The sequence below is a fragment of the Geodermatophilus sp. SYSU D00663 genome (genome assembly GCF_054050655.1).
The window spans coordinates 12522-24864 of record NZ_JBJGZT010000007.1 but is presented as its reverse complement, the minus strand read 5'-3'; the positions used below and the strand labels follow the sequence as shown (position 1 = coordinate 24864).

Here is a 12343-nt window from a genome sequence, read left to right as displayed (position 1 = left end):
GCCGCCGTCACTAGCGTGGCGCGATGGCCATCGAGGTCCAGCCGGCGACGCGGGAGCGGTTCGACGACGTCGCGACGGTGCTCGGCCCGCGGAACCCGGACGCGAACGTCTGCTGGTGCCTGAGCCACCGGCTCGACTCGCGGACCAACCGCGAGCTCGTCGGGCCCGCGCGACGCGAGTACGTCCGCGAGCTCACCGGGCGCCCGGTCGCGCCGGGGGTGCTCGCCTACGACGACGGCGAGGTCGCCGGCTGGGCCGCGGTCGCGCCCCGGGCCGAGCTGCCCTTCGAACGGTCGCGGCGGATCCCGCACGTCGACGACCTGCCCGTGTGGTCGCTGTGGTGCGTGCGCGTGCGCCCGGGCCACCGCGGGAAGGGCATCGCGCTCGCGCTCATCCAGGGGGCGGTCGCGTACGCGGCGGCGAACGGAGCCCCCGCCGTCGAGGGCTATCCCGCCGACAGCGGGGACGAGCGGGTCGACACGACGATGGCCTACGTCGGCACGCGGCGGATGTTCGAGGAGGCGGGGTTCACCAAGGCCGCCGACACCGACGCCGTCGCCGGCGGCTTCCCCCGCGTCCTCGTGCGCCGCGCCCTCCCCTGAGCCGGGACGTCACCGGTCGTCACGGCCCGTCGACGAGCGGGCGGCCCACGCCGACGACGTCGCGAGAGGCGTGGTCCAGCGGTGACGGGGCCGCGAGCCTCGATCCGAGCAGGGGCCACGCACTCGGCTGTCAGGGGTGGGCATGACCAGGGTGGCGATCGTGACGGGAGGCGCCTCGGGGATCGGACGGGCGCTGGGTGCGGCCCTGGTCCGCCGGGGTGACCAGGTCGTCCTCGCGGGTCCCGACGGCGCGGCCGCGGTGCAGGTCGCGGAGCGGCTCACCGCGGACGGGCCCGGAACGGCCACGGGGGCGGCCGTGGACGTCCGGGACGCGGCAGCAGTCGAGGCCCTGGTGACGGGGACCACCGGGCGGTACGGCCGGCTGGACCTGCTCGTCAACAACGCGGGGGTGGGCATGGGCGGCCCCGTCGAGGAGCTGTCCCTCGCCCACTGGGACCGGGCCATCGACGTGAACCTGCGCGGAGTGGTGCACGGCGTGCAGGCCGCCTACCCGCTGATGGTGCGCCAGGGCTCCGGGCACATCGTGAACACCGCGTCCCTCGCCGGGTTGCTGCCCAACCCCGGGTTCACGCCCTACGCCGCGACGAAGTGGGCGGTGGTGGGGCTCTCGCTGTCCCTGCGCGGCGAGGCCGCGCCCCGGGGCGTGCGGGTCAGCGTCGTCTGTCCCGGCGGCGTGGACACCCCCATGCTGGACAAGGGCATCCCGCCCGGTCTCCCACGGGTGCCCACCGTGGAGGCGATCGACCCGCGCAGGGTGATCACCACGCTGAACGGTGGCCGTCTGTACAGCGCCCAGGCCCTGGCCGCCGACGTCCTCCGCGGGGTGGACCGCGACCGGGCGGTCATCGTCGTGCCCCGGAGGGCCCGCGTCGCGTGGCGCCTGATGCGCCTGTCCCCGTCGCTGTTCCTGCGCCTCGGGGAGGTGGTGACCGGCCGCGACCCGGACCTGCGGGCGGTGGTCACCGGGGTGGCTCCCACCCCGAGGACGGAGCCCGCCGAGCAGGCTCGTACCTCGGGCTGACGCGCCCGGCCTGGTACTGGAGCAGGTGCTCCAGTAGGGTGGTCTCGTCCGTCCACGGAGGAGGCACCGATGCCCCGGCCCCGGGTCCACGCGCCCGACGCGGTCCTCGACGCCGCCGAGGAGCTGCTCGTCGACCGCGGCCGCGCACGGCTGACCGTCCGCGCGCTGGCCGCCCGGTCGGGGGCCTCGAACGGCAGCATCTACCACGCCTTCGGCTCGCTGGAGACCGTCGTCGGGGCCGCCTGGCTGCGCCGCGCGCGGCAGTTCCTCGACCTGCAGCGGGCCGTCGTCGCGCAGGCCGGCGGGGACGCCCGCCGGGCGGTGCAGGCCGCCGCCGACGCCCCGGCCCGGCTCGCCGAGCAGGACCTGCGGGCGGCGCGGCTGCTGGTCGGGCTGCAGCGCGACGACGTGCTCACCGACGCCGTCGCCCCGGACGTCGCCGACGACCTGCGCGCCCTGGACGCCGCGCTGCTCGACACGCTGCGCCGGCTCGCCCGCTCGCTCTGGGACCGCGACGACGCGGCCGCCGTCGGGGTCGTCACCACCTGCGTCGTGCGCCTGCCCGCCGCGCTGCTGTTCCCCGGCATCCGCGCCGGACGGGTGCACCCGCACACCCGCACGCAGCTCGCCGCCGCCGTCGGCGCGGTCGTCGACTGCGGCCCGCCGGCCTGAGCCGCCCACCCCCACCTCCCGACCACGGACCAGGAGCCTCCCGTGCCCACGCTCGACCGCCACGACGACGTCCTCGTGCTCGACCTCGGCGCCGACGAGAACCGCTTCTCCCCCGACTGGCTCACCGCCGTCGACGCCGCCCTGGACGAGGTCGAGGGCGCCTCCGGGCCCCGCGCCCTGGTCACCACGGCCACGGGCAGGTTCTTCTCCAACGGCCTGGACCTCGCGTGGCTGGCCGAGCACGCCGACCAGCGCGACGCCTACGTCGCCAGGGTCCAGCGGCTGTTCGCCCGCGTGCTGGCACTGCCGGTCGTGACCGTGGCGGCGGTGCAGGGTCACGCCTTCGCCGCGGGGGCGATGCTCGCCCTCGCGCACGACCAGCGGGTCATGCGCGCCGACCGCGGCTTCTGGTGCCTGCCGGAGATAGACATCGACCTCCCGTTCAGCCCCGGCATGTCCGCCCTGGTCCAGGCGCGGCTGACCCCGCAGACGGCGCACGTGGCGATGACCACCGGCCGCCGCTACGGCGGCACCGACGCCCTCGCCGCGGCGATCGTCGACCGCGCCGTCGCCGAGGAGGACGTCCGCCCGGCCGCCGTCGAGATCGCCGCCGCGCACACCGGGAAGGCCGGCCCGACCCTGGGGACCATCAAGTCCCGCCTGTACGCCCCGGTCCTGGCGCTGTTGCGGGACGCGGTGGCCCCCCGCGGCTGAGCACCGTCGGCGCGGCCGAGGGCGGCCGGCCGCTCAGTCGAAGAGCACGAGTCCGCGGATGTTCTTGCCGGCCTTCATGTCGTCGAACCCCTCGGCGACCTGCTCCAGCGAGTAGGTCCGGGTGACGAGCTCGTCGAGCTTCAGCGTCCCGGCCACGTACTGGGCCAGCAGGCTGGGGATGTCCCACCGGGGGTTGCAACCGCCGAAGAGCGCGCCCTGCAGCCGCTTCTGGAACACCGTGAACATCGTGTGGTTGATCGGGATGCCGCCCTGGCGCATGCTCCCGGTGCCGGTGAGGACGACCGTGCCGGCCTTGCGGATGGAGGCCACCGCCTCGGCGATGTGGTCGCCGGTGACGACACCGACCGCCACGACGGTCGCGTCGGCGCCCTGGCCGTTCGTCATGGACCGGGCGAGCTCGGTGGCCTCGGCCATGGTCTCGGCCGTGTGCGTCGCGCCGAGCTGCTTGGCGGTCTCGCGCTTGAACTCGACCGGGTCGACGGCGATGACCGCCCGGGCGCCGATGGCCCGGGCGGCCTGCACGCTGTTGATCCCGATCCCGCCGACGCCCATGACGATGACCACGTCGCCGTCCCGGGCGTCGGACAGGTTGGTGACCGACCCCCATCCGGTGGGGACGCCGCAGCCGACGAGCGCGGCCTTGTCCAGCGGCACGTCGGGGTCGATCTTCACCGCCGACCGGGCGTCGACGACGGTGTGCTCGCTCAGCGCGGCGAGGCCGTAGGCCTGACCCACCGGCTCGCCCCGGTAGGACATCCGGAAGCTGGTGGGGTCCTCGATCCGGGCGCCGCTGAACAGCCGGGCGCCGAGGTCGCAGAGGTTCTGCCGGCCGGTCGAGCACATCCGGCACCGTCCGCAGACCGCGACGAAGCTGAGCACCACGTGGTCCCCCTCGGCCCACCCCGGGGTGTGCGGGCCGACACCCACGACGACGCCGGCGCCCTCGTGGCCACCGGCGAGGGGCAGCCGCAGGGGTGGGGCGCTCCCGGGCGGGACGTCGTGGTCGTCGGTGTGGCACAGCCCGACGGCGGCCATCCGCACGAGCAACTCGCCCTCGCGCGGCTCGTCGAGGTCGACCTCGGTGACCTCGTACCGGCCGGGCTGGGTGTGGAGGACGGCACTACGGGTCTTCACGACGGCTCCTTACGGGCATCCGGGCAGGTGACGGGGGTCACACCGAGGTACCGGACCGTATCGGAGGACGCCCGGGAGCGGGAGTCCGTCAGCGCCGGATCGCGGCGAGCAGGCCGGCGCGGGCGCCGGCCAGCGACGGGCCGTACCACGTCAGCGCCCGCCCGGACACCAGCACCGACCGGACCTGCGGGAACGCCTCGGGGCCGTCGCCGGCGGTGAACGGGTACGGCTCGTCGGGCAGCAGGACGACGTCGGGCCGCGCGGCGAGGACGTCGTCGACCGACACGTGCGGGTAGCGGTCCTCCCCCTCCCCGAAGACGTTGACCAGGCCGAGGCGGGCCAGCACGTCGCCGGTGAAGGTGCGCGGGCCGACCACCATCCACGGGTCCCGCCAGACCGGGACGGCGCAGCGCAGCGGCGGCTCCGGCGCCGGCTCCGCCCACGCGCGCGCCGCGTCCGTCAGCCACGGCGGCTCGGGGACCTCCAGCGCCTCGGCGAACAGCCGCCGCATCGAGGTCAGCGCCTCGTCCACCGACTCGATCACGGTCACCCACACCGCGATGCCCGCCGCCCGCAGCCGGTCGACGTCCAGGCGCCGGTTCTCCTCCCGGTTGCAGACGACGAGGTCGGGCGCCAGCGCCGCGATCGCCGCCCGGTCGGGGTTCTTCGTGCCCCGCACCCGCGCGACGTCGAGGCCGGCCGGGTGGGTGCACCAGTCGGTGGCGCCCACCAGCCGGTCGGGGACGGTGACCGCCAGCGCCTCGGTCAGCGAGGGCACCAGTGACACGACCCGGCGCGCCGGCCCCACCAGCGGGACCGGCGCACCGAGGTCGTCCTCACACACTGCGCCGGTACTGGCCGCCCACCTCGAAGAACGCATCGGAGATCTGGCCGAGAGAGCACACCCGGACGGCGTCCATCAGCGCGTCGAAGACGTTGCCGCCCGACGTCGCCGCCTCCTGCAGCCGGGCGAGCGCGGCCGGCGCCTCCTCGGCGTGCCGGGCGTGGAAGTCGGCCAGCCGGTCCAGCTGCGACCGCTTCTCCGCCTCGGTGGCCCGGGCCAGCTCCAGCTCCCCCGGCGGGGCCTCGTCCCGGTGCGGGTCGAGGAAGGTGTTGACGCCGACGATCGGCAGCGAGCCGTCGTGCTTGCGGTGCTCGTAGAGCATCGACTCGTCCTGGATCCTGCCGCGCTGGTAGCCGGTCTCCATCGCGCCCAGCACGCCGCCGCGCTCGGCGATGCGGTCGAACTCGGCCAGCACCGCCTCCTCGACGAGGTCGGTGAGCTCCTCGACGATCGCCGACCCCTGCAGCGGGTTCTCGTTGCCGGCCAGTCCCCACTCCTTGTCGATGATCATCTGGATGGCCAGCGCCCGGCGGACCGAGTGCTCCGACGGCGTCGTGACCGCCTCGTCGTAGGCGTTGGTGTGCAGCGAGTTGGCGTTGTCGTAGATCGCGCACAGCGCCTGCAGGGTCGTGCGGATGTCGTTGAAGTCCATCTCCTGCGCGTGCAGCGACCGGCCCGACGTCTGCACGTGGTACTTGAGCTGCTGGGACCGCGCGCCGGCGCCGTAGCGGTCCCGCATCGCGACCGCCCAGATCCGCCGCGCCACCCGGCCGATCACCGTGTACTCGGCGTCCATCCCGTTGGAGAAGAAGAAGCTCAGGTTGGGCGCGAAGTCGTCGATCGCCATGCCGCGGGCGAGGTAGGCCTCGACGTAGGTGAAGCCGTTGGCGAGGGTGAAGGCGAGCTGGCTGATGGGGTTCGCCCCGGCCTCGGCGATGTGGTAGCCGGAGATCGAGACCGAGTAGAAGTTGCGCACCCGGTGCTGGATGAACCACTCCTGGATGTCGGCCATGCAGCGCAGCGCGAACTCGGTCGAGAAGATGCAGGTGTTCTGGCCCTGGTCCTCCTTGAGGATGTCGGCCTGCACCGTGCCGCGGACGTTCGCCAGCACCCAGGCGCGGATCTCCTCGGTCTCGGCGGCGTCGGGCTCGCGGCCCTCCTCCTCGCGGAACCGGTCCAGCCGCTGCTCGATCGCGGTGTTCATGAACATCGCGAGGATCGCCGGCGCGGGACCGTTGATCGTCATCGACACCGACGTCGTGGGCGCGCACAGGTCGAACCCGTCGTAGAGCACGCGCATGTCGTCGAGCGTGGCGATCGAGACGCCGGAGGTGCCGACCTTGCCGTAGACGTCGGGCCGCGGCTGCGGGTCGCGGCCGTAGAGGGTCACCGAGTCGAACGCCGTGGACAGCCGGGTGGCCTCGTTGCCGGCCGACAGCACCCGGAACCGCCGGTTGGTGCGGAACGCGTCGCCCTCGCCGGCGAACATCCGCGCCGGGGCCTCCCCGGAGCGCTTGAACGGGAAGACGCCGGCCGTGTACGGGAAGGAGCCGGGCAGGTTCTCCCGCCGCAGGAAGCGCAGCAGCCCGGCGGCGTCGGAGGTCCGGGGCAGCGCCACCCGCGGCACCCTCGTCCCGGACAGCGTCTCCCTGGTCAGCGGCGTGCGGACCTCCCTGCCGCGCACCGTGTAGACGAACTCGTCGCCGGAGTACTGCTCCACCCGCGCCGGCCACTCCTCCAGCAGCGTGCGCACCTCGGGCAGCAGCTCCCGGTCGGCGGCCTCCGCGGCCTCGCGCGCGGCCTGCGCCGCGGCGCCGTCCAGCACCTCGGCCGCGGTGGTCAGGTGCTCGCGCCGCCGGACGACCGCGGCCTGCTCCCCGGTCACCCGGTGGTGCGCCCGCACCGCCTCGGCCACCTCGGCCAGGTACCGCGACCGCGACGACGGCACCACGCTGGCCAGCCCCGTCGAGGCGCGCACGTCCACCCGCGGCAGCACGCCGGCGCCCGCGGGCAGGCCCTTCTCCACCAGCAGGCCGAGCAGGTGCTGGTAGAGCGCGGTGACGCCGTCGTCGTCGAAGCGGGCGGCGCTGGTGCCGAACACCGGCATCTGCTCCCACGGGACGCCGAACGCCTCGCGGTTGCGCACCATCTGCCGGGCGACGTCGCGGCGGGCGTCCTCGGCGCCGCGGCGCTCGAACTTGTTGATCGCGACGACGTCGGCGAGGTCGAGCATGTCGATCTTCTCGAGCTGCGACGCGGCGCCGAACTCCGGCGTCATGACGTAGAGCGAGACGTCGCTGAACGGCACGATCGCCGCGTCGCCCTGCCCGATGCCCGGCGTCTCCACGATCACCAGGTCGAACCCGGCGGCCTTCACCGCCGCGAGGACGTCGTCGAGGTGCTCGGGCACCTGCGCACCGGCGGCGCGGGTGGCCATCGAGCGGAAGAAGGTGTGCGACCCGTCGCCGGACTCCAGGGCGTTCATCCGGATCCGGTCGCCGAGCAGCGCGCCGCCGCCGCGGCGGCGGGTCGGGTCGACCGCGACGACGGCGACCCGCAGCTTGTCCTCCTGGTCGCGGCGCAGCCGGCGCAGCAGCTCGTCGGTGAGCGAGGACTTGCCCGACCCACCGGTGCCGGTGATGCCCAGCACCGGCACGGTGCGGGCCGCGGCGGCCTCGCGCACGCGGGCGGCGAGCGCCTCGTCGGCGCCGGCCTCCAGCACGCTGATCGCCCGCGCCAGCGCCCGCGGGTCGCCGGTCAGCAGCGCGTCGACGTCGGGGCCCTCGGCGGTGAGGTCGACGTCGCAGGCGCGGACCAGCTCGTTGACCATCCCGGGCAGGCCCAGGCGGGCGCCGTCCTCCGGGCTGAACACCCGCACCCCGCGTTCGGCGAGCAGCGCGATCTCGTGCGGCACGATCACGCCCCCGCCGCCGCCGAACACCTGCACGTGTCCCGCCCCGGCGGCGGCCAGCCGCTCCTTGAGGTAGCTGAAGTACTCGACGTGCCCGCCCTGGTAGCTGGAGATCGCGACGCCCTGCACGTCCTCCTCGACGGCGGCGCGCACCACCTCGTCGACGCCGCGGTCGTGGCCGAGGTGCACCACCTCCGCGCCCTGGCTCTGCAGCAGCCGCCGCATCACGTTGATCGCCGCGTCGTGCCCGTCGAACAGGCTGGCCGCGGTGACGAAGCGGACGGGGTGGACGGGCACGTGCAGCTCCGCAGACGCCATGGCCGTACGGTAGGCCCGATTTAGTAGGACGTCCAACCATCTCGGCGTGTCCGCACGGGGCGTCGCGGACCGGCCCGGCGGCGGTGCCCCGGTGGGAGGCTGAGCGGCACGCGCGGGAACCCCTCGTCAGGTCCCGGCCGTCGTGTCAGGGTGCCCGCCGTCCCCGAACCGAACGGAGCAGCACCCCCATGGCCTTCCGCAACCTGATGGCGAAGCTCGGCGCCGGCAACGCGAGCGTCGACGCCGTCCTCGACCGCCCGGCGACCACCCCCGGCGGCACCGTGACCGGCACCGTGCACCTCACCGGCGGGCAGGTCGCCCAGGAGATCAACGAGATCCGGGTGTCGCTGCAGGCCACCGTGGAGGTGGAGAGCGGCGACAACGAGTGGCGGGAGAACGTCACCTTCGGCACCGCGCCGATCGCCGGCGCCGGCCGGATCGAGGCGGGCGCGAAGGCGGCGATCCCGTTCAGCTTCCCGGTGCCCTGGCAGTGCCCCTTCACGACGCTCGACGGCTGGACGCTGCGCGGCGTGAAGATCGGCCTGCGCACCAAGGTCGACATCCCCGGCGCCGTCGACCCCGGCGACCTCGACGCGGTGACGGTCGAGCCGCTGCCGATCCAGCGCACCGTCGTCCGGGCGCTCGATGGCCTCGGCTTCCGCTTCCGCGGCGCCGACGTCGAGAAGGGCCGGCTGGCCGGCAGCGACCTGCCCTTCTACCAGGAGGTCGAGTTCGCGCCGCCGTCGTCGCTGCGCGGGCGCGTCAACGAGCTCGAGGTGACCTTCCTCGCCGGCCCGCACGGCGTCGAGGTCGTGCTCGAGGTGGACCGGCGCGGCGGGCTGCTCACCGAGGGCCGCGACGTCGGCGGCCGGCTGCGGTTCGGCCACTCCGACACCGACGTCTCCGCGGTGGCCGCCCAGCTCGACGCCGCCGTCCGGCAGCTCGGCGCCCGGCGCGGCTGGCTCTGAGCACCCCGGACCGGGCCCTGACACGGGACGGGGCGGCCGCGCGCCTGCGGGACCTCCCGCGGCGCGCGGCCGGCCGCCCCGACCTGCGCCAGGCCGCCGTCGCCGTCTGTGTCACCTGCACCGGCGACGTCCCCGCCCTGCTGGTCACCCGCCGCGCGGCCGGGCTGCGGGCGCACGCCGGGCAGTGGGCGCTGCCCGGCGGCCGGCTGGACCCGGGTGAGACCCCGGTGCGGGCCGCGCTGCGCGAGCTGGAGGAGGAGGTCGGGCTGGTCCGCGGGGAGGACGACGTCCTCGGCCTGCTCGACGACTACGTGACCCGCTCCGGCTACGTCATGACGCCGGTGGTCGTGTGGGCCGGCGACGCCGGGGAGCTGCGCCCGGCCGAGGCCGAGGTGGCCGCGGCGTACCAGGTGCCGCTGGCCGACCTCGACGTCGAGCCGGTGCTGCTGTCGATCCCCGAGTCCGACGCGCCGGTCATCCGGCTGCCGCTGCTCGGCGGCTGGGTGCACGCCCCGACCGCCGCGGTCGTGTACCAGTTCTGCCAGGTGGTGTGCCGCGGGCTGCACACCCGCGTCGCGCACCTCGAGCAGCCGGTCTTCGCCTGGCGCTAGCCGTGCACGGGCCCGGCGTCAGCGGCGGTGCCAGCGGGCGGCGCCGTAGGAGGCGAGCCCCAGCACGACCCCCGACAGGACGGCGCTGCGCCGGGCCACGTCGCCCTCGGCGCGGGAGGTCCACACCGCGGCGGCGTCCAGCGCGGTGAGCAGCAGCGTCACCTCGGTGGTGCGCCGCGCCTGCGGCGCCGGGGTGACCAGCAGCGCGGCGCCCATCGCGATGTTGCGGGCCGCGCCCAGGCGCACCAGCAGCGGCAGCGCGACGTCGCCCTGCGCGGCGTCGGTCCGCACCCCGAGCGTCCGGGCGGTCCACCGGGGCGCGAACAGCGCCACCGTCCCGATCCACACCGACAGCGACCCGACGGCCCTGCGGGTGACGTCCCAGTCGTGGCTGCTCACGAGCGGCCCTTGCCCGCGAAGGACCTGCTCGAACCGGCGGTGAGCACGAGCACGACGGCGAGGAACGGCAGCGTCGCCCAGCTGGCCACCACGTCGCTGACCGTCGCCACGGTGAACGCCGCCGCCGGCGGGGCGTCCAGCGGGCCGACCACGCGCTCGAGGCCGAGCGCGGCCACCGACGCGGGCACGGTCAGCAGCGCCGACACCGCGCCGCCGAGCACCACCCCGGCGAGCACCGCGGCCGGCGAGGTGCGCACCGCCCGCAGCGCGGTCGCCGTCCCCCGCCCGAGCGCGCCGCCGGGCCGCAGCCGGCCGTCACCGGGCAGGCCGGTGAGCGCGCCGGTCAGCCACAGCTGGGCGAGCAGGCCGGTGGTGAAGCCGACGACGTCGACCAGCAGCGCGTGCCCGACGCTCGGGTCCCGGTACACGAGCAGCTGGCGCAGCACGTCGGGGACGGTGTTGACCAGCGTGACCGCGATCGAGAGGGCGTAGACCCGCCCGGCGTGCCGGCGCAGCAGCGCCAGGGCCTCCCGGACGACCGCGGCGGCGCTCACGCCCGCCGTCGTCATGCCCTCGTCGCGACGGCCTGGACCCAGCGGTCGCCGGCCGCCCGCCGCAGCCGCCCCGGCGGCACCTCCAGCCCGTGCGCGCGGAGCTCCGCCAGCAGCTGCTCGGTGGAGAACCGGTCGGCCGGGTGGCGGGAGACCGCGCGCAGCCACGGCGCGTCGACGAACCGCGCGGTCATCTCGGTCAGCGCCAGCTGCCCGCCCGGGCGCAGCACCCGCGCGACCTCCGCGACGGCGGCCCGCCAGTCGGCGATGTGGTGCAGGGCGTGGAAGTCGACGACGAGGTCGGTGCTCGCGTCGTCGACCGGCAGCGCGGTGGCGTCCCCGACGCGGAAGGTGACCCGGTCGGCGAGGTCGGCGCAGGCGATCCGGGCGCGCCCGACGGTGGCCGGGTACAGGTCGAACGCGGTCACCTGCGTGGCGCCGAGCCGCTCGACGGCGACCCGCGCGCCCAGGCCGCGGCGGCCGGTGCCGATCTCGACGACGCGCTCGCCGCGGGCGCCCAGGCGGCGCAGGATGCGCCCCTCGACCCGCAGGCCGATCTCGTAGCGGAGGCGGGAGTCGACCCACAGGCGGTTGGCGTCGACGTAGGTGGGAGGCACGGTGCGGCTCCCGTGCGGGGCGGTCATGCCGGGCGGCTACCCACTCCGCGGGCGAGCGCACCGTAGACGTCACGGGCGTGGTCGAAGACGAGGAAGTGCCCCTCGCCGGCGTGCCAGTGCGCGGTGACCGACGGCAGCATCCCGGCCAGCACCCGGCCCAGCGCGACCGGCACCTGCCAGTCCTGGGTGCCGTGCCAGAGGTGGACGTGCTGGCGGACCTCCCCCACCGGGAAGCCCCAGGGCCGGAACAGCAGCGCCCGGTCCTCGGCCAGCACCCCGGCGCCCTGGCGCAGCCCCTCGGTGAACGTGCGCGCCAGCACCCGCCGCACCGCGGGCCGGCCGATCACCCGCCGGTCGGCCGGGTTGAGCCGCAGCTGCAGGTAGCGGGGCAGCAGCTGCGGGCGGACGGTCAGCGGCGCGAACACCGGCCGCAGCAGCGCCGCCGTCGCCGGGGACGGGCGGTGCGCGGCCGCGCGGACCGACGTCGGCAGCCAGCCCGGCCACGGCCACGGGACGTCCGGCGGCGGGGCGCCGCCGAGGATCCCGACGGCGTCCACCCGGTCGGGCAGGGCGTGCGCGCAGGCCAGCGCGTACGCGGCGCCGCCGGACAGCGAGAGGGCGGCGAACCGGTCGATGCCGAGGGCGTCGAGCAGCTGGACGACGTCGCCCGGCCAGTCGGTCACCCGCCGGCCCGGCTGCGGGTCGGAGGCGCCGAAGCCGGGCCGGTCGGGGACGACGAACCGCACGCCCCACCGGCGGTAGGCGGCGGGGTCCTCGACGTGCCGCTCGAGACGGGAGCTGGGCGAGCCGTGGCAGCCGAGCACCGGCCGGCCGTCGGGGTCGCCCCACTCGGCGTAGGCCATCGTGCGGCCGTCGCGCAGCTGCAGCCGGCCCTCGCGGGGTCCGTCGGTGAGGTCGGTGCTCCCGGGGTGCATGCCC

13 protein-coding genes are annotated in these 12343 nt (G+C 75.7%); 6 read left to right on the top strand and 7 right to left on the bottom strand.

Features of this window, described 5'->3' with window-relative positions; genetic code table 11:
- Positions 1-23 precede the first annotated feature (23 nt).
- From ACI79Z_RS06995 to ACI79Z_RS06980, 4 genes are all read left to right on the top strand, one after another.
- Positions 24-602 carry a GNAT family N-acetyltransferase gene (locus ACI79Z_RS06995; protein ID WP_387993129.1) on the top strand — a complete coding sequence of 193 codons (579 nt, stop codon included), beginning with the start codon at positions 24-26 and terminating at the stop codon, positions 600-602.
- Between the two features lie 142 nt (positions 603-744).
- On the top strand, positions 745-1644 hold the full coding sequence (locus ACI79Z_RS06990) for an SDR family NAD(P)-dependent oxidoreductase (RefSeq protein ID WP_456902155.1): 900 nt from the start codon (positions 745-747) through the stop codon (positions 1642-1644).
- 69 nt (positions 1645-1713) lie between these two features.
- On the top strand, positions 1714-2316 hold the full coding sequence (locus ACI79Z_RS06985) for a helix-turn-helix domain-containing protein (protein WP_456902154.1): 603 nt from the start codon (positions 1714-1716) through the stop codon (positions 2314-2316).
- Positions 2317-2358: 42 nt separating this feature from the next.
- The gene (locus ACI79Z_RS06980; RefSeq protein ID WP_456902153.1) at positions 2359-3030 is read left to right on the top strand and encodes an enoyl-CoA hydratase-related protein; all 672 of its coding nucleotides are present in this window, start codon (positions 2359-2361) and stop codon (positions 3028-3030) included.
- Between the two features lie 33 nt (positions 3031-3063).
- Here ACI79Z_RS06980 and ACI79Z_RS06975 read toward each other — a convergent pair whose 3' ends face one another.
- The 3 genes from ACI79Z_RS06975 to icmF form a co-directional block, all read right to left on the bottom strand.
- Positions 3064-4185, bottom strand: coding sequence for an NDMA-dependent alcohol dehydrogenase (locus ACI79Z_RS06975; RefSeq protein WP_456902152.1), 1122 nt, complete (start codon positions 4183-4185; stop codon positions 3064-3066).
- Between the two features lie 88 nt (positions 4186-4273).
- A complete protein-coding gene (locus ACI79Z_RS06970) occupies positions 4274-5029 on the bottom strand; it encodes a helical backbone metal receptor (RefSeq protein WP_456902151.1) in 756 nt (251 codons plus the stop codon).
- Positions 5022-8258, bottom strand: a complete 3237-nt coding sequence (icmF, locus tag ACI79Z_RS06965) for a fused isobutyryl-CoA mutase/GTPase IcmF (RefSeq protein WP_456902150.1) — start codon at positions 8256-8258, stop codon at positions 5022-5024. The genes ACI79Z_RS06970 and icmF overlap by 8 nt, the downstream gene beginning before the upstream one ends.
- A 188-nt stretch (positions 8259-8446) precedes the next feature.
- Between icmF and ACI79Z_RS06960 the strand changes: the two genes are divergently transcribed.
- Positions 8447-9226, top strand: coding sequence for a sporulation protein (locus ACI79Z_RS06960; RefSeq protein WP_456902149.1), 780 nt, complete (start codon positions 8447-8449; stop codon positions 9224-9226).
- Positions 9217-9837: an NUDIX hydrolase gene (locus tag ACI79Z_RS06955; protein WP_456902238.1), complete on the top strand. Its 621-nt coding sequence runs from the start codon at positions 9217-9219 to the stop codon at positions 9835-9837. Before ACI79Z_RS06960 ends, ACI79Z_RS06955 begins: the two co-directional genes overlap by 10 nt.
- An 18-nt stretch (positions 9838-9855) precedes the next feature.
- Here the strand turns inward: ACI79Z_RS06955 and ACI79Z_RS06950 are convergent, their stop codons facing one another.
- Genes ACI79Z_RS06950 through ACI79Z_RS06935 form a run of 4 tightly spaced genes read right to left on the bottom strand, consistent with a single transcriptional unit; the run spans position 9856 to position 12339 of the window.
- Positions 9856-10236: a DUF4267 domain-containing protein gene (locus ACI79Z_RS06950; protein ID WP_387993152.1), complete on the bottom strand. Its 381-nt coding sequence runs from the start codon at positions 10234-10236 to the stop codon at positions 9856-9858.
- Positions 10233-10790 carry a hypothetical protein gene (locus tag ACI79Z_RS06945; RefSeq protein WP_456902148.1) on the bottom strand — a complete coding sequence of 186 codons (558 nt, stop codon included), beginning with the start codon at positions 10788-10790 and terminating at the stop codon, positions 10233-10235. The genes ACI79Z_RS06950 and ACI79Z_RS06945 overlap by 4 nt, the downstream gene beginning before the upstream one ends.
- A gap of 11 nt (positions 10791-10801) precedes the next feature.
- Positions 10802-11404 (bottom strand): class I SAM-dependent methyltransferase, encoded by a 603-nt coding sequence (locus ACI79Z_RS06940; protein ID WP_456902147.1) that lies wholly within the window; start codon positions 11402-11404, stop codon positions 10802-10804.
- A gap of 23 nt (positions 11405-11427) precedes the next feature.
- Positions 11428-12339, bottom strand: coding sequence for an alpha/beta fold hydrolase (locus ACI79Z_RS06935; protein WP_387993161.1), 912 nt, complete (start codon positions 12337-12339; stop codon positions 11428-11430).
- Positions 12340-12343 lie beyond the last annotated feature (4 nt).